Here is a 17725-nt window from a genome sequence, read left to right as displayed (position 1 = left end):
CCTGGTAGCGTTTTATAGTGTAAATATGTTTTTTGTGCCTTTAGGTACAACATATATTACAGTACAGATTTAAAAACATAGCGTTCATCAAATTCAATGCTAAATTCTTTCAATACGTGTAAATATTCCTCCTTAAAGGTTTTGGATGTATGATGAAGCTCTTGGTTTATGGTTTCTTTTTCAATAGGCAAAGATTTATGAAAGAGTTCATGCTGGTTTTAAGCAGGTTAATGTTTAAAATACAATGGATACTGACAGGATTTTCAATTAATTCTGGAGAATACGGGGAGCGTATTAAAACCTCAGTAAATGATGTTATTCAGAATATTATCCAGGTATTTTTCTTTTTTACAAAATAGGTTATCTGCCATGTAGACTTTGTAAATGTCATTCCTTAGCTCCATAAGTTCGATAGATCCATAACGGTGAAATCTGATGGCGCTTTCAATTTTTTTCAAGTGCTTTTTCTTTTTATCCTCTTTGAATTCATCATAGATTTTGTCAAAAAGTTCAGGGGGAGTTTTTAACTTTATCACCTCGATTTCCTCAGGGGATATCTCGTCATCTGCCTTGGCACATGCCAGCAGGATGTAGATTTTCAGCTCTTCTTTTGTCCAGTTTTTGTGATTGTTTTTCATGATTCAACATATTTAATGTTACAATTTAGCAATTTATAGGTTCTTCATAACATGGTTTTTTCGCATTCTCTTTTAAGTCTTCAACCTAAAAGCTCTTAAAACTGAAAATAAATAAACTGTTCACTGTTGCCTTGACAGATCACAATCAAAAATAGCATGATCGCCCAGACTATGCCTAAAGTGACAGGGGACAGGTTTAAGGAAACTTCTTTGAGGGAGGTCCTGCGCATCAGCCAGTGTGAAATGAACAATAAGCTGATCAATACAAAGACTTTAAGCACATCAAAGGTTTCTATAATTTTTTCGCCTTCCTCATTCACAAAGAGCATGGATGACAACATGTTTTTGGCCACAGAAAATTCTCTTGCTCTAAAAAACACCCAGGTAAAATTGACCAGGATATAGGTGATTAAGGCCAGGAGAATTCCGTTGAAGGCGGTGAGTTTAATGTGAATTTTAGACCGCAGTATACGTTCTATAATCAGATACAGGCCATGTAAACCACCCCAGACTACAAAGGTCCAGGCAGCGCCGTGCCATAAACCGCCCAGCAACATGGTAATCATCAGGGCCGCATACATTCTGGTAATTCCATGGCGATTGCCGCCTAAAGGAATGTATAGGTAATCCCTGAGCCAGGTGGATAAGGTGATGTGCCAGCGCCTCCAGAAGTCTGAAAATCCAATCGACGCATAAGGATACCTGAAGTTGTCCGGTAAAATAATCCCCAGCATCAGTGCAATCCCTATGGCACAGGTGGAATAGCCCGCAAAATCAAAAAATATTTGTCCGGAAAAGGCCAGGGTTCCGGTCCAGGCATCCAGGCTATGAAGAATAGCTTGAGATCCGAAGACCTTATCTGAAGTATCGGCCAGCAAGGTATCGGCCAGAACAATTTTCTGAAACAATCCGATGCTCAGTAAAAACGTACCCCATAAAAACTGCTTTACAGTGGCCTTTTTTTCTTCATAAAACTGGGTGATTAAATCCTGAGCCCTTACAATCGGTCCGGCTACGAGCTGAGGGAAAAAGGTAACGTATAAAGCAAAATCCAGGAAGCTTCGGGCAGGATTTATTTTTTTGTTATAGATGTCTATGGTGTAAGACATGGTTTGAAAGGTGTAAAACGAAATCCCCATGGGCAAAATGATATCCATGGGTTGTGCCTCATAGCCATAACCATAGGTATGGACTACGCTGGTAAAACTATCTAAAAGAAAATCCCGGTATTTAAAGAACGCCAGAAAACCGAGATTGACTGCTAAACTGAGGAGCAGCCACAATTTGCGTTTACGCGGATTGCTTTCTACAGCCAGTTTATTTCCAGCGGTCCAGTCGACCAGGGTTGAAATCCAAAGCAGTAACACCAAGGGCGGATTCCATAAGCCGTAAAACACATAACTGGCCAGCAGCAGCATTCTTTTCTTGTTGGTCCAGCGGAATAGTTTGGAATAATATAAAGCCAGAACAATTACCAAAAACACGATAAAACTCAGTGAATTAAACAGCATGTTAGTTGGTTTTAAGGTTAGTGATGTGCCCGTCTTTTAAAAGAATCCGGACCAAGTTTTCTGTAAATTCATCAGCATCAGGAGCGGATAAATGCGACCATTCTATGGTTTCGAAAGCATTTAAGCCCTCATAGTCCTCATAATGATAGGCCGGAACCTGTGCTTCGGACACTAACCGGTCCCAAAATTCTTCGCGAGGCATGCCCATGCTTTCCAGATCTTTAAAAAATCCATGAGAAGGACTTCTCAACAAAATAACCTGGCCGCCTCTGGCCTGGAATTTCTTCAGGTCGGTTAAAAAATAATCTATGGTTCCTTTTTTATCGGGCGGAGGGGGTTTAGGTTCAGAGGTAAGCATGCTTTTCCAAACCGCCTTAATGGAATTGGCAAAGGCGGTGTCGGTAAGCATTCTTTCTTTCATGCGCACATTTCTATGGCTATCGATATCCTGAAATCTTCTAAACGGGGGTTCTTTTGGCTTACCTATTCGATCTGGTAGCTCTATAGTGTTCAAAATAGCTTTAAGGTTGATGTCATCAAACCAGCTCTCATCATCGTTGCTGACAAAAGCAAAGTTGTTTTGCAGGGGTATGGAGAGGATATAATTTAAGTCCTGGGCATAAGTTTGGTTTGCATAAAACTCTGAACGGGATGAAGCTCGTGTCCACGGTGGTGCCTGCTCAACCGTTGTTGAAAAAAATAAAGGCGGCGTTACCCCAACAAGCACTATTCCTTTAAAATCTGTGTTTTCAACAATATCGTGAAAGGTTGGCAGGGGTGTACTCCCTGCATTCGCCAGTTGTATGGGTATAATTCCGGTTAATTCTTCCCAAATATCCACCTGAATATTGAATAATACCCGTGAGGATCCAATAAGCACAACATCGCTTTTGGTGGCTTCATCTACTTTAGCCCGAGTCTTGGCCCACAAATATTTGTCATCGTCCAGATCTGGAAAATAGCCCTGAGATCGCCAGTAGAATTCCCAGGCGGTAATACTTAATACACCAAGTATTAAAGCGATGGTAAAGGATTGTTTTAGATTCATGCTGGTTTGTGTTTTTAGGCTTAAAAACTCCCGTTATCTACATCCTTTACAAACCTGATAATGCCATCAAAATAAGTGTCAGGATCATCAAACTGAGACGCATGACTTCCGTTGGTAATCACACTTCTGCCGTGTTGAACTTCGGTGGCCATCCATTCCATATACTTCGGATCCATGGTGTCGTGTTTTGCGCCCAGCATTAGGGTTGGTGTCTTAATTTCTTTTAAGCGGTGAGAAACATCCCAGTCGCTTAATGTGGCTTCTTCTATGATGCCAAATTCGCTTGGACCTTGCATATAGACGTAAATTTCAGGATTGAGATGTTCAAACAACAGCTGTATAGATTTTGGCCAGTTTTCTAAGGGCATGCGGAGAATGTGTTCTGTATAAAAATGAGTCATCAAAAGCTCTTCGTATCTCGGGTTGGCGTAATCTTTATCCGCCTCAATTTGCTGAATTTCTGTCAGGATTTCCTCCGGTAATTGTGGGCCCAGAACTTCCTGGGCGTATGTATTGTATTCCGGTACGCTCGCCACCATATTAGAAATGATGAGACCCTTTAAATTATCCTGATATTTTAAAGCATATTCCAAAGCCAAAATGCCACCCCAGGACTGACCCAGGAGATAGAAATTATCCTTATGTAAACCCAGAGCCTGTCGCACCTGCTCTACTTCCTCCACAAAACGTTCGGTGGTCCAAAGTGAGGGGTCGTTCGGTTTGTCGCTGTAATAAGAATCGAGCTGATCGTAATAGATATATTCAATTTCCTCGTTAGGCAGGTAGCCCTCGAAATTCCCGAATTGTTCATGTGTTCCACCAGGACCACCATGTAGAAGGAGTATCCTCATTTTAGGGTTATTCCCCATACGTTTGGTGTACACCTTAAAAGTGCCTTTTGGGGTTTCTATCGGAATCATCCTTACGCCGCCTGTCCATTGGTCATCGCTGTCGGAATAGTCGAAATAACTAGATGCTGCGACGTTTTCTTCGATTTCTGTTTCAGCGGACTGTGAGTTTTTATCAGTGCAGCTTAAGGCTAAGAAGCAAAGGCAGATTAAACTTAATACTTGAGTTTTCATAACTTAATTTTTAATGGTTATTATTTAATGCTTATTAGTTTTAATTAGAAATAACTCAGCCACCAGTACTGGCGGTGGGATTTTTTATAGTTCCAGTACCACACACAAACGGGGTATAGCGTGGCCACCACAAACAGCCAGATGAAATATACCACAGTCAAAGAAAAACCATAGCCCTGCAGTCCGGTTTCAAAACTCACCCAAACCTCCACAATCATCAGGCTGGGGTCATAACCTGAAAGATATACTGTGATAAGAGCTAGTAAATGGATGTAATAAATATGAATGATGTAGAAAAACATGGGCACTTTGCCAAACAGCACACTGATCTTATAGACCTGCCCCTTAAAATGCTCTGCCCAGGCCAGTAATATCAAAGAAGGCCCCAGGGTGATGAGCAGGTAAAGTAAAGAAGGCGGATACTTGGAAACATTGAAAAATGACATCAAAGTTTTGTCGAAGTTTTCATAAGGTGTCCAATCGGTTAGGTTGCCATACACATTTAAGACACGTAAAACCAAAAACACCAGGATGGCAGCAAGTCCTATTCCGATTAAGAGTTGACGTCTTGTTTTGGCCTCATAAGCTGAGGTGTAAAGGCGTCCCAGATGGTAGCCCAGAGGCATGACAAAAATCCAGGGGATAAGCGGGTACACATTGAATAAGGTGATCTGTTCTGTAAGTTGAATTGGTCCCTGCACATGCAGAAGTGTCCAGAGATTACTGAACTGACCGCCCGTGATTCCGTCCAAACTGTTATGCCCAAAAATCACGATGAGACCTATGGAAATCATAAGTTTTCTGGGGACGTGAATAAACGCGGCCAAGAATACCATGGAAATCCCGAGCAACCAGATTACCTGTAAAAGAATGCTGTTAAAATTGAACTGAAACCGCCAGCCAAACGTGATGATGACGATTTCTACAAACACCAGCCACAAGCCGCGTTTAACCAGCCACTTGCTGAGTTCCGATTTCAGCATCCGCGATTGAACAAAAAAGGCCGAAGTCCCTGCCAGCAACACAAAGACCGGGGCGCAAAAATGAGTGATAAAACGGGTAAAAAATAAGGCTAAATGGGTTTGCTCAATATCAGTTGGCTCAAAATAAAACATGTCCTTATGAAAGTAATCCCGGACATGGTCTAAAGCCATGAGCAGGATGACCAAGCCTTTTAAAAAGTCTAAGGACTGAACCCGTTTGAGTGTGAATGTCATTAATTTATTTTTTAAAGACTTGTTTTTTTCCATAGGTCAGCGAACGCCAAAGCCATTCGAAGGGACCGAAGTAGAAATGTTTTAACCAAATGGGGCTGGTGATAAGCTGGAAAATCCAGATGCTAAAGACCACATAATACAATTCGTAACGCTCCAGCTGACCGTAAAGCCCAAAGCCAAGAAAAACAAGAGAAGTAATGATGCTGTGCATGAGGTAATTCGATAGAGCCATTCTGCCTACGGCAGCTAAACCTCGCTGTAGAAAACCGATAAGCCCTGATTTGATAAACAGCATGAATAAACCAATATGTCCTAAGGTGACGAACAGGCGGCCTATATTATACGTCTGTACAGCTTCATACATTTTAAGCGGCTCAAAATCGCTTTCAGTAATCAAATTCACCTCATAATAATTGATGCTTAAGCCGATGCCATATCCTATAACAGCTAGTAAGGCATAGAATTTTACACGTCTTTCCCCGTGCAGTATTCTCAATTTGAAAAAAGCCATGCCCAAAAACATAAAGCTTAAAATATCCCAGGCGCCATACCGGTACTGGAACCAGGTTTGCATCCATTGAATTTGAGTGGCTTTATGCTGTATGATTTCAAAATAACTGCCGCGCATCTCTTCGATGTTCTCCTGAATTTCTTCTGCTGTTTTTTTAGTGGATACCTTTTCCCATTCGGCAATGTCGGCCTCGGCTTTTTTGTTGAGGGGGACACCGCTTTCTTTTAAAGCCAGGGCTTGTTCCGCTTCTGTTTTCAGAGTTTTGTTTTTATGATAATCGCTGACATCCCATACAATTCCGATACAAATCAACACGGCAGCAATACTCAGCAGACTTCTGACCCGTAAATTTCTAAAGGGGAATAAAAACAAACCAAAGAGTCCGTAGGCATATAAGATATCCCCCTGCCAGAGAAACAGCCAGGAATTGACCAGACCAAACAGCAAAAGCCAAATCATTCTTCTGTAATACACATCGGCTGTAGAAATCCCGGCCCCTTTATGAATAAGCCGTGTGGTGAGTAAAACAACTCCGGCGCCAAAGAGTATGGTAAACAAACCACGCATGGTTCCTTCAAAAAAGAGTTCATTGGCTAACCATACATAGTAGTTTAAACCTTCGGTATGACCAAGCACACTGGGGTCTGAGTAGGAGTAGGGCAATCCCATACCATTGATGTTCATCAGCAGAATGCCCAGTAAGGCGATGCCTCTGATCACATCCAGGGCTTGAATACGGGCCTGGTTACGCGTGGGTTTTAGTTCAGGAGTAGTGAGGGGTTCCATAGTTTGTTTTTTAAGAAATAAATCAATCTTAAGAGGATATTGCTGTCTTTAAATTTTGTGGACAGGTGTTTTTATGAATTCAAAATTTTAAGCTTATTTAGTTTTTCAAAACGATTCGGTAACGAGCTTTCCCTGATTTTAAATGGGCCATGGCTTCATTTACTTCTTTCATAGGAAACTCTTCTGTTATGGGGTAGATGTCGTGGCGCACGCAAAATTCCAGCATGGTTTTGGTGATCGCGGGACTTCCGAGGGGGCTGCCTGCGACTGATTTTTCTCCCATTATTAATGTAAAAGCCGGGATTGCTAAAGGTTCCAATACTGCGCCGACATTGTGAAATTTTCCTTTAGGCGCCAGAGCGACCAGATAGGAATTCCAGTCCAGGGTGACGTTGGTGGTATTCAGGATAAAATTCAGGGAGCCTGCAATGCTCTCTAATTCCTCAGGCTTTGTTGAATCCACTACCTGAGTGGCTCCCATAGCCAGAATGGATTCTTTTTTACCCGGTGTGGAACTAAAGGCAATCACTTCACAGCCCCATTTATTCAAAAACTTGAGGGCCATATGTCCCAGACCGCCTATGCCTATGACTCCGACCTTGTCGGTTGCTTTTACCCCGGCCAGCAGGATGGGGTTAAACACCGTAATTCCTCCGCAAAGCAAAGGGCCTGCCTTATCCAGATTGATTCCGTCGGGTAAAGGAATTGCCCAGGACCAGTGACTGCGTACATAATCTGCAAAGCCGCCGTGCCGACCACCGATGGTAAACTCTACACTGGAACACAGGTGATGAGCTCCATCCATGCACTCATGGCAGGACATACAGGAAGCGGAGTACCAGCCCACGCCTACTTTATCTCCCAGCTTTATATTTTTTACCGCATCGCCGGCAGCTACCACTTCACCTATAATTTCGTGTCCGGGTACAATGGGATAGGTGGTCATTCCCCAGTCGTTGTTCATCATGCTGAGGTCGGAATGACAAATTCCGCAATTGATGATTTTAACATCGACTTCTTCCGGACCAATAGGTCTCATTTCGTAGGAGAACGCTTCCAAAGGCTGATTAGGGCCATGGCTTGCAAATGCTGATACTTTCATATTTTGGATTTTATAAGTTGATTTTAGGTTGTATTCATTCTTATGTTCTGTGTGCTTTCATTTCAAGATTACATTTGAGGGTTCTCATTCATGTTGACCAGGCCAAAAGCATCATGTGAACCGGTGCTTTATAAATTCGCTTTATGCTGCCCGCCGTCCACAGCCAGACAGGTACCCACAACCCAGCTGGCGCAGGGAGATACGATAAATGCAGCCACTTTACCTATTTCATCGGGTGTTCCCAGTCTTCCGGAGGGGATGCTATGAAGTATCTTATCGTAAAACGCCGGGTTTTGCGTTTTTGTAAATTCCCAAAGTCCATCCGGAAATTCTACCGAGCCCGGGGCCAGGGTATTGACTCTGATGTTGTTTGGTGCCAGCTGAATTGCTATGGTTTTGGAATAACTGATAAGGGCTGCCTTTACGGCTGCGTAGGCAGGAGGCGAACCGGCTTCCAGTCCGGATCCTGATGAAATAAACAGGAGGTTTCCACTGCCCGCCTCCTGCATCCAAGGGATGACTTTTCTGGTGGCTCTTACACTCCCCAGCAAGTCTACATTGATGGAAGTTTCCCAGTCACGGTAGTCATCTCCCAGGCTTAAAGCGGAGACATTGTTGACTAAAATATCGATTGTTCCAAACTGGCGTTTTACATTTTCGAGAAAATCATCTAGCTGTTTGGTATTTCCTATATCACAGGTTAAGGCGATAACCTTTACGCCTTTTTTCAGGAGTTCTTTTTCTGTCTTTTTTAAGTCGTCTTTACCACGGGCACAAATGGCTAGGTTGACGCCTTCTTCGGCAAGGTTTAAAGCAATGCTTCTGCCTATGCCTTTACTGCCTCCAGTAATGATGGCATTTTTTCCTTTAAGCTGTAAATCCATAATAAATCAGGGTTTGAAATTGTATCTTACAGGCTCATTGTCAAAATCGCCTTGAAGTTTTTTTCTGTTTTTTATTTTTTTCTTGTTCCATTGCAGCACTACTTCTGAAGCAAATAAAGAGACTGTCCAGGAAAGCCATAAACAGGCGGGACCGCGTTCTTCAAAAGTGGGCATGACATCCTGCACCAGTGAATTTTCATTCAAAAAACGAAACAGCACAAATCCAAGGCTAATGATATAGGATCTGATCATCCATTCCCGATGCTGAGGAATTGTTTTCAGCATAATAGCCCTGTAAGCCATTAACACACTTACAAGCCACACCAAAGCCAAAACAAAAAGCGAAATGCTCCAGGATACATTGACCTGAGGGGCAACATAAACAGACATATAAAAAGCAGTTAAAGAAGCTATTATAATGCCGGTAATGTAAATTTTTCCTAAGCTGCGATGTGTCTTTATAAAACGAGTTCTGAAGGGTGTACTCAATTGAAATGGCCCGATAAGCAAAGCCAGTGCACCTCCCGCTAAATGACCGACAAGCCACCATTTATTAGGCCAGTAATAAGATGTATAGTGTTCTATATTAAATTTCAAAAAGTAAGGGAGTGCTCTATCTATCACAAAATATAAAGCGACAAGAACCAGGATACTAAGTGAAATTATTTTTAAAGTTTTTACTGCAGTTAAACCTGTCATCTCTATAGTTTATATACTTCCAATTCAATTTCAATCCATAATTCAGGCAGAGCCAATTCCTTCACCCCCAGCCAGGAGCCTGTCGGAAAATGGTTTTTATAGATTTCAGACCGGTATTCGGCATGTTCCAGAAACAACGGCATGTTGGTGGTAAAGACATCTTCTTTGACCACATCATCGAAGGTGCAGTCGAAGTGCTTTAGGATTTTATCTAAATCGGCATAACAATTTTTCATTTGCTGTAAAAAGTCGCCAACGGCTGTAGGATTACCTTCATCGTCCATACTTACGGCCCCTGAAATTTTAATGTGGTTACCAATCTTTACCGCATGTGAGTAGCCGTAGGCTTTTTCAATTTCGGGGCGGAGCAGGAAATACTCTGGTTTTTCTGAAGGGGTTTTAGAGTTTTCCATCTTTATTTTTTTGTGTCGTCATAAGGTTTTTCATGATTTTGATAGTCGTAAAATTTGATGATTTGTCCGTCTTTTACCGTCCAAACGTGTTTAAATTTTGTGGAAACGATTTCGCACTCTGTGGGTTGCCGACCAGTAACTTTACCGGTGACTTCAATGTTGTCTTTTTTGACTTCTTGCAGCTGAATCTTGTCAAAAACCACCTCAACCCATTCATTTTGTACAATAGCATATAATGAGATGGTGTATCTGTCATTATCATTTTCATTGTTTAATTTTATGATGGATGTGAGCTGGTCACTATTTGATGAACTCTCGGTAAGCAATTGCGTGTAGATATCCTTTACTACTTTATGATTCTTTTTGTTTTGAGCATACCCAAATGGAGTAATCAAAACAATTATCAGTATAGAGAACATAAGATTTCGATAAGTTTTCATAATTAAATCATTAACTCGCTTTTAAAAATTTAAACAACCATCCTGTCCTTGGTTGGCTTTACATTCTATTTTTTTTTTGACTTCAAGAAAAATTAGTTGCTTGTAGCATCACGGAGTTTTTTGGTGTCCACATACTGCTGGAAGCCAGAAATCTTTCCGTCTTTAAGTGTCCAGAGATGCGCTACCTGGGCATTAAAGGTTTTGCCGGTTTTCTTCACTTTTGCATCATAGCGTAGCCTGGCCAGTACTTTATTGCCAGTCATTTGATTCAGCTCAATATCCTGCAGGTTGAAATACTCGTGTTCTGCACCCACTCTGGCAAAAACACCATTTAAAACCGCCTCGGGACCGATGTAGGGATTGCCATCGGCATAGGCATTACCTTCAGCTTCATACCATACAATTTCAGGATCCATCAGCTCCAGGACTTTAGGAATTTCACCCTTCCCAAAAGCTTTGTAAAGGCTGTCAATGATGACCACATTATTTGGGTTAACTAAAAGTTTTGAAATATCCCAGTAGCCATATTCCTTGATAATTTTCCCATCTTTAAACTGAGCGGTTATATGTGCCGGGATGTCGTAGGTTTTACCGTCAGACTTCATCTCTCCCTGCCACAAGCCCCAAAAGTTGACCCAGGTTTCACCTTCATCGGTCACGACCATTTCGTAGTCACTTTCCGTATCTACATAACGCCAGGATGAAAATAGCGTCGCATCTTGTTTATTGGTTTCGACCAGTTCGGCTAAAGATTGTCCTTTATCTAAGGTCACATTATTAGCGATAATGGCGGTGTCGGCATAATGGGTGGCAAAACTCCCCCAATCCTGATCTTCATAGGCTTTGAGGACCTTTTTGTAAGTCTCTATTTCTGAAGATTCCTGGGTGTAACGGCTTTCCTGATTGCAGGCTGTAAAAAGCATTACAGATAAGATGAGTAATAGTAGTTTTTTCATGTTGAACTATTTTTAAGTAAATAAAAACAGGCCGGGCTCATTCAAATCAATAGCTCGGCCTGCAGTCGTTAATAGTCGATTAATTGGATAAATCCTGGTTGAGTTCCCAGAGGTAAGACCAGCCTTTATCGACGGCTTTCATCCACTTATCGCTCATCTCTTTGGCTTTTTTATCACCATGTACCTTTTTGTAAATGGCAAACGGACTGTCTTTTTTATCATCCTCATCTAAGGCAGCATAACTTGGGAATGTTTCAGAGACCATATAATCCGGTGCCTCCGGGCCTCCACCCATAAAGCCATACCAGTAGCCTCTGGGTTCACCCTCTTCAGCAGCCAGAGTTCCGGAAACCTCCTTGACGACCTCGTTAAACAAAGCCCCATCTTTTACCTTGAAATAGGTCACCCAGACCAGCTCAGTGTCTGTACTCATGTTTGCTTTACTCCATTTAGGTATGGATTTAGTGATGTTATTGACCGCTTTTTCAACATGAGGCATGATAAAGTTCATGGCTACGATTCTACAGGCATTTCCCGCCTCATCCTCTTTGTCCATTTCAGCCCAGTTGGCCATGTCGCCGGAGACGCCATACACGTTACTTTCACCCTGCACTCTTGACCAGAAGCTCCAGGAATCGGTTCCCTCATTTTCGTTGTAGCAGGTTTTCCATTTTTTGACACCGTCCAGAAACTGAGCAGCATGTCCCTGCTTGACGGTAAATTCTGTTAAGGTTAATAAATGCGTTTCAGCCTCTTGAGACATGGCTACTAGCGGAAACATCAGGATAATCATCAGTAATTTTTTCATGGTTTAATTTTTTATAATTTATGTTAATTTAACACTTGCAAAGTATTTCACAATTTCCTGGTAGTCAATCACATATTCATGTGGTTGTATTCTAAAAAAGACTACCTTTATTTTTAATTAGGTCTATTGTTATGAGAGTCAGGGTTTTAATCGGTAGTGTATTTTGGGTTATTCTATCAATGACTTCGGGACTTCAGGCTCAAAACCCCTGGCAAATCGATGTGCTTACCACAGAGCAGGGGCTGCCCTTCAGAGACATAAAATGCCTGACCCAGGACAAGGATGAAATGATGTGGTTTGGAACAGAGCTTGGTTTGTTGAGGTATGATGGCTATCATTTTAAGCTTTACAACTCCAATCCTCATAATCCTTTTTTCATAGAGGAAGAAAACATCAAAGGTGAAATGCTTATGGATAGCACGACCAACCACCTCTGGTATATCGCTAATGAAAAACTCTTCAGACTTGATCCTTCAACCGATAAAGTTTTCAGTTATGATAAAACGCATAATATTCACGGTTCCGTTTTGAACCTGATGCAACATCAGGATGGAAGTATCTGGATTGTAAGTGATGACCATAAAAGCACAACCCCTGTAGGCGCTCAGCAATACCTTCAAAAATTAACCGCCGGACAGTTTGAAATAAAGCATAGAATTTCCAAAGATCAAGTGGATTCTAGTCGATTGATCTCAGATCAGCAGGGCGATATCTTATGGAGCACCCCTTTCGGAAGTTATAAATTTGATGCCGAGGGGAATCTGAAAGCTGAATTTGATCTGTCGACCTTTGAATGGTATGGCTCTGAGCTGAAGTTTAACGTCTCTTTTTATGATTCCAACAATACCCACTACTTTTTTCCACAGCAGGAGCTCGGCATTTTCACGTTTGACGAAAACACGCTGCAAAAAACGCAGCTGTTTAAAAAAAATATCCAGTTTTATTATGCCATAGAAGATCACCAAAACCACCTGTGGTTTGCCGGGGATACCCAACTGTATCGCATGAGTCCGGAGGGTGAATTTACGGACTACACCCAGCAGCTTAAAACCCGGTTTGAATATTCAAAAATCAGGGACATTTTTATAGATGCCAGCCAATTGCTCTGGGTAGCGACAGATAACGGTATTTTTAAAATAAGAATTGGTGAGGAGCTGTTTGAACCCCTCTTTAAATCAAAAAAGGAAGGCTGGGGAAACTCCATGCGCGGTATTTTTGAGGATAAGCACGGGACTATTTTTGCCAAATGTGAAAACAAAAACAAAATCGTATATCAGACTCAAAGCGGAAAAGTAGATACACTGCCACTCAAGCTGGATACTCAATCCATGGAAGCCTTTAAACATACCGCTAATTTTTTTGTTGTAGATGATGAAAAAAAACATGTGTTTACCTTAGGAGAGACTTTAATGAAAATCAACCTGAAAGAAGGAAGTATCCAAAGTTACGATGAGTTTCATACTCACGTGACCTTTAAAGGACAAAACCCATTGCTTAAACTCCGTAACGGAAAATTGCTTTTTGGTCAAAGCTTGAATCAGTTGGTGCTTTTTGATCCAAAAACTGAAACCAAGAGGTTTGTGTTTTCCGATTCTGAAACCACTCCCAGTATTTCAAATTTCAGGTATTTTGAAGAAAGTCGGACAGACAGTGTGGTTTGGATAGGAACTCAAACGGAAGGCTTACTCAAAATACACCTCAGCGGCCGTGTCGAAAATATATATACAAGAGAAACCACTCCAGCTATTTCAAGAAATTGCATTCTCGTGATTGAAGAAGACACAGACGGGAGCCTTTGGGCAGGAACTTACGGTGGCGGGCTCAATCATATATCAGCCGACGGCACGCGTGTAGAGACCTATACAACCGCACAGGAATTGTCCAATGACAATGTTGTGGGTTTGCTGTTGGACGATAAAAATGGCTTATGGATCAGCACTTACGATGGTTTATCTCATTTTGATAAAACCAGCAGAATATTTCAAAATTTTTATGCTGAAGACGGTTTGTCACACTATGAATTCAATTACACCTCCTTTTTTAAAGACAGCCGGGGACGTTTTTATTTTGGGGGCATGAATGGCCTAAACAGCTTCAACCCCCGGGATATTTCCAAAGAATCTGTTCCGCCTAAATTAAGGCTCTTGTCTGCCAAAGCTTATAATAGCAAGGGTAAAGTCAGCTTTATAAAAGAGTATAACCAGACAAAATTTACAGGATTAGAATTATCTCCCTACGATCAGTATTTTGAAATCGACTGGACGATGACCAGCTATTTTCAGAATCAGAAAAACAGCTTCAGCACAACACTGGAAGGCTTTGAAGAGCAGTGGTTCGACCAGGGTAATTCCACTTCAATTCGCTACAACCAATTGCCGGCAGGCGATTATGTTTTAAAAATTAAAGGGAAAGATTCCCGTGGCGTTGACAGCGCTTCCATCTTATCCATTCCGATTTCCGTTCGGCAAATTTTCTATAAGCGCTGGTGGTTTATAGCCTTGATGCTGGGAGGCCTTATCGGTCTATTTTATGGGTTTTATCGCTATAGGCTAACTCAAGTTTTAGCTTTAGAACGCTTACGCACAAAAATCTCAAGCGATTTACATGATGATGTGGGGTCCATGCTCACGGGTCTGGCCATGCAGTCCGAAATGCTGGAGATGCAAACCAATCATAAAATCGATAAGAACAGGCTACATAACATCACAACCATGAGTCGAGATACGATCTCACACATGCGGGACCTGGTCTGGAGTATTGACAGCCGGCGAGACACCCTCGGAGATTTACTGGAACGCATGCAGGAGCTGGCAGAAGAAATGCTGCTACCGGCGGAGATTAGGTACAGCATCGAAGCCGATGAACTCAATCTAAGTAAAAAGATAAATCTCAATTGCAAACGCAATCTGTTTCTGATTTACAAAGAAGCGGTTACCAATATCGTGAAACATTCTGATGCGAACGAAGTCCATATCAAAATAACCAAAAAAAAGGCGGAGTGTATTTTTGAAATCAAAGACAACGGCAAGGGTGAAAATTTAAAACAGGGCACAGGAATGGGATTGGCCAATATGAAACTGAGGTGCGATAGCATGGATGCAAAATTGGAATTTGATATGGAAAACGGATTTGGAGTGAGAGTGAATCTGCCGTATTCGGTGTGACAGGGCTTAGGTTGACATCTGTAATTCAGGTTGCGTCTTAAAAAAAATGTCATTAAAACCGCACTGAAACTAAGCGCTTTCTTTACTATAACCACCTAGGTGTAATTCATTTAGCCCCGTCTAAAAATCACATGAAAATGTGAGTTGAAGACAAGATAATTTTAACGTACTTATCCCTAAAAAAAGGTGTCAGCACAAATCAACATTGTAATTGTCGAAGATGACCCACTGGTTCTGGACGGATTGGTGTCTTTTTTTAAGATACAGGCTGATATAAAGCTCCAGAATACCTTTGGGAGTGTGGAGCAGTTTATCGAATGGGCAGACCAGTCTCAGGGTCTTTTTATTTTGTTACTCGACATACAGCTGCCGGGACAAAGCGGTATTGAAGCCCTTCCCAAAATCAAAAGTCTTTTACCGGAACTGGAAGTCATCATCCTCACCACCTTTGAAGAAACCGATGTCATTTTTAAAGCCTTGAGTGCGGGGGCCTGTTCGTATATCTCCAAACGAAGTGCATTGCCTAAAATCAAAGAGGCGGTTGAGGTCGTCGCTCAGGGAGGGTCTTATATGTCGCCGGCCATCGCCAGAAAAATTGCCGATTACTACAAGCCTAAACCCAAAAGTCAGCTTACCCACAGGCAGCGCGAGATCGTCAACGGTATCGTGAAGGGGAGAAGTTATAAAATGATCGCCTCCGATCTGTTTATTTCCCTGGATACGGTGAGAAGCCACATCAAGAATATTTATAAGCTGCTGGAAATCAATTCAAAAGCAGAGCTGATTCGCAAATCCTATGATAATGAGTTGTGAGGGGAAATTCCTCCCCCTAGCCCCTGGAGGGGAGTTTATTCGATGATTTTTCTTCTAATATCTTTTGGTTTTCGTGTAGTCGTATAATCGTATAATGGAATGATCGAAAAAAAAACACCCCAACCCTAAAGGGAGTTTATTATGTTAAATTAAAACTGAAGTTTGTCATGCTGAACCTGCCTGAATGCTTCAAGCAGGCAGGTTTATTTCAGCATCTTTCTAAGTTAAGCTATACCCTGAAATATCCCGACGCTTCGGGACAGGGTGACAATTAGAAATTAATGGAAGGTCCTCTCTTTGCTCTTTTCTCTATATTCTATTCTCATTTCCTTCTTATATCTACCATCTCATATCTGTCGGTTTTCGAATAATCGAATAGTCGTGTATTCGCTTTACAATTGAAAAGTGAGGGTTAGTGGTGGATGGTGACTAAGCCTGCCTGCGTTTCCTTGGCAAAGATAGGTGATTACACCCTTTGCCTATCGGAATTTCCACTTCGATCAACTCAGTGCATCGCCTCAAGGGAAATCACATAGAGTTCTTTGTTGAAAACGGATTATTTTTAAAACGGCCTACTTTTTATGGAATTGCTAAAAACAAGAAAGTGGTGAAGCCTGGGTGAAGGAGTAACGCACGAGTGAAACGGTTTGCGTTACGAGGTGGAGCCACTTTCGTAGTTTTTAAAGACATAAAAATAAGCCTAGCGTTTTTTTGTTCTTTTTTGGGCGATGCAAAAAAGAATGAAGGCTTAAGTTTAAATTCAAGTTATTGCAGCGGATAAGCGGATAGTAAAATAAGAGTAGGTCTAAAATAAAAAAAGCAAGGCGATTAAACCTTGCTTTTCCGTTGGAACGGTCTCAAAATCGGATGAATTTTGACACAGTCAATTGAGTTAGTACGGCAAATATGCTTTTTTTAAATGACTTTGCGTTACGGTTTAACCGTACATTTTTACGGGAAAACCGTACATTTTGTTTTTATTGTTATTGTAGTAGTGAGTAGAAAGTTGGTGAGTTTGTGAGTGGAAAGTAGCAAGTACATCGTATTAAGTAGTGAACCAGCATACCGGTTGACCAGTCATCTATCGTATAATCGATTAATCGTGTATTCGCTTTATAAGTAAATGGTAAGGAGTTAAGTAGTAGGGATTAGGTGGTAGGTTTTATACTCAGAGATTACATCCTTTGCCTATCCGCATTAACACTTCGATCAACTCAGTGCATCGCCTGAAGGGAAATTAGATAAAACTCTTTTTTACTTCTACTATCTCATATCGTACTTCTGCGATCTGCAGTAGTGGTGAGTTTGTGAGTTGGTGAGTTCCTGAGGAAGATTGTTCATCGTTTTTAGTACAATCGTGTAACGGTGTAATCGAGTAATCGAAAAAAACACCCCAACCCTGAAGGGAGCATATATACTTAAATTTAGCCTTGAGTTTTGTCATGCTGAATTTATTTCAGCATCTTTCTCAGTTAAGCTAGACCCTGAAATATCCCGACGCTTCGGGACAGTGTGACAATTCAAAATTATTATAAGGTCCTCTCTTTTCTTTATGTTCTTTTCTCCTTCTAATATCTACCCTCTAAAACCTAACATCCATATTAACCAAAGGCCAGGGGGCAAAAAGCCCCAGCCTAAGGAGGTTTTGAGACC

The 17725-nt window shown here is 41.5% G+C and carries 16 protein-coding genes; 2 read left to right on the top strand and 14 right to left on the bottom strand.

The window, feature by feature from the left end; translation table 11 throughout:
* Nucleotides 1-56 precede the first annotated feature (56 nt).
* The 14 genes from G3567_RS13530 to G3567_RS01165 form a co-directional block, all read right to left on the bottom strand.
* Nucleotides 57-191, bottom strand: coding sequence for a hypothetical protein (locus G3567_RS13530; protein WP_262887104.1), 135 nt, complete (start codon nucleotides 189-191; stop codon nucleotides 57-59).
* A gap of 111 nt (nucleotides 192-302) precedes the next feature.
* Complete coding sequence (locus G3567_RS01225) at nucleotides 303-638, bottom strand: hypothetical protein (RefSeq protein WP_164003354.1); 336 nt, start codon at nucleotides 636-638, stop codon at nucleotides 303-305.
* 95 nt (nucleotides 639-733) lie between these two features.
* On the bottom strand, nucleotides 734-2149 hold the full coding sequence (locus G3567_RS01220) for an MBOAT family O-acyltransferase (protein ID WP_164003352.1): 1416 nt from the start codon (nucleotides 2147-2149) through the stop codon (nucleotides 734-736).
* A 1-nt stretch (nucleotide 2150) separates the two neighbouring features.
* Nucleotides 2151-3197, bottom strand: coding sequence for a hypothetical protein (locus tag G3567_RS01215; protein WP_164003350.1), 1047 nt, complete (start codon nucleotides 3195-3197; stop codon nucleotides 2151-2153).
* 20 nt (nucleotides 3198-3217) lie between these two features.
* Entirely contained in the window at nucleotides 3218-4279 is a 1062-nt protein-coding gene (locus G3567_RS01210; protein WP_164003348.1) for a proline iminopeptidase-family hydrolase, read from the bottom strand.
* A 44-nt stretch (nucleotides 4280-4323) separates the two neighbouring features.
* Complete coding sequence (locus tag G3567_RS01205) at nucleotides 4324-5496, bottom strand: DUF1624 domain-containing protein (protein ID WP_164003347.1); 1173 nt, start codon at nucleotides 5494-5496, stop codon at nucleotides 4324-4326.
* 4 nt (nucleotides 5497-5500) lie between these two features.
* On the bottom strand, nucleotides 5501-6793 hold the full coding sequence (locus tag G3567_RS01200; protein WP_164003346.1) for a DUF418 domain-containing protein: 1293 nt from the start codon (nucleotides 6791-6793) through the stop codon (nucleotides 5501-5503).
* 97 nt (nucleotides 6794-6890) lie between these two features.
* Nucleotides 6891-7895 (bottom strand): NADPH-dependent aldehyde reductase Ahr, encoded by a 1005-nt coding sequence (ahr, locus tag G3567_RS01195; RefSeq protein WP_164003345.1) that lies wholly within the window; start codon nucleotides 7893-7895, stop codon nucleotides 6891-6893.
* 128 nt (nucleotides 7896-8023) lie between these two features.
* Nucleotides 8024-8779 carry an SDR family NAD(P)-dependent oxidoreductase gene (locus tag G3567_RS01190; protein WP_164003344.1) on the bottom strand — a complete coding sequence of 252 codons (756 nt, stop codon included), beginning with the start codon at nucleotides 8777-8779 and terminating at the stop codon, nucleotides 8024-8026.
* A 6-nt stretch (nucleotides 8780-8785) separates the two neighbouring features.
* Nucleotides 8786-9478 carry a DUF2306 domain-containing protein gene (locus G3567_RS01185; RefSeq protein WP_164003343.1) on the bottom strand — a complete coding sequence of 231 codons (693 nt, stop codon included), beginning with the start codon at nucleotides 9476-9478 and terminating at the stop codon, nucleotides 8786-8788.
* Nucleotides 9479-9480: 2 nt separating this feature from the next.
* Complete coding sequence (locus tag G3567_RS01180; protein WP_164003342.1) at nucleotides 9481-9891, bottom strand: RidA family protein; 411 nt, start codon at nucleotides 9889-9891, stop codon at nucleotides 9481-9483.
* 2 nt (nucleotides 9892-9893) lie between these two features.
* Nucleotides 9894-10331: a hypothetical protein gene (locus G3567_RS01175; RefSeq protein WP_164003341.1), complete on the bottom strand. Its 438-nt coding sequence runs from the start codon at nucleotides 10329-10331 to the stop codon at nucleotides 9894-9896.
* 92 nt (nucleotides 10332-10423) lie between these two features.
* Nucleotides 10424-11287 carry a nuclear transport factor 2 family protein gene (locus G3567_RS13440; protein WP_235923422.1) on the bottom strand — a complete coding sequence of 288 codons (864 nt, stop codon included), beginning with the start codon at nucleotides 11285-11287 and terminating at the stop codon, nucleotides 10424-10426.
* Nucleotides 11288-11366: 79 nt separating this feature from the next.
* Complete coding sequence (locus tag G3567_RS01165) at nucleotides 11367-12095, bottom strand: hypothetical protein (RefSeq protein WP_164003340.1); 729 nt, start codon at nucleotides 12093-12095, stop codon at nucleotides 11367-11369.
* Nucleotides 12096-12226: 131 nt separating this feature from the next.
* On the opposite strand from G3567_RS01165, the gene G3567_RS01160 reads away from it, so the two are divergent.
* Nucleotides 12227-15259, top strand: a complete 3033-nt coding sequence (locus G3567_RS01160) for a sensor histidine kinase (RefSeq protein WP_164003339.1) — start codon at nucleotides 12227-12229, stop codon at nucleotides 15257-15259.
* 186 nt (nucleotides 15260-15445) lie between these two features.
* Nucleotides 15446-16072, top strand: coding sequence for a response regulator (locus G3567_RS13580; RefSeq protein WP_164003338.1), 627 nt, complete (start codon nucleotides 15446-15448; stop codon nucleotides 16070-16072).
* The last annotated feature ends 1653 nt before the right edge of the window (nucleotides 16073-17725 follow it).

Source organism: Psychroflexus aurantiacus (assembly GCF_010820555.1).
Classification (GTDB): Bacteria; Bacteroidota; Bacteroidia; order Flavobacteriales; family Flavobacteriaceae; genus Psychroflexus; species Psychroflexus aurantiacus.
The sequence above is the reverse complement of the archived record's forward strand: the minus strand, read 5'-3'. Positions and strand labels throughout refer to the sequence as shown.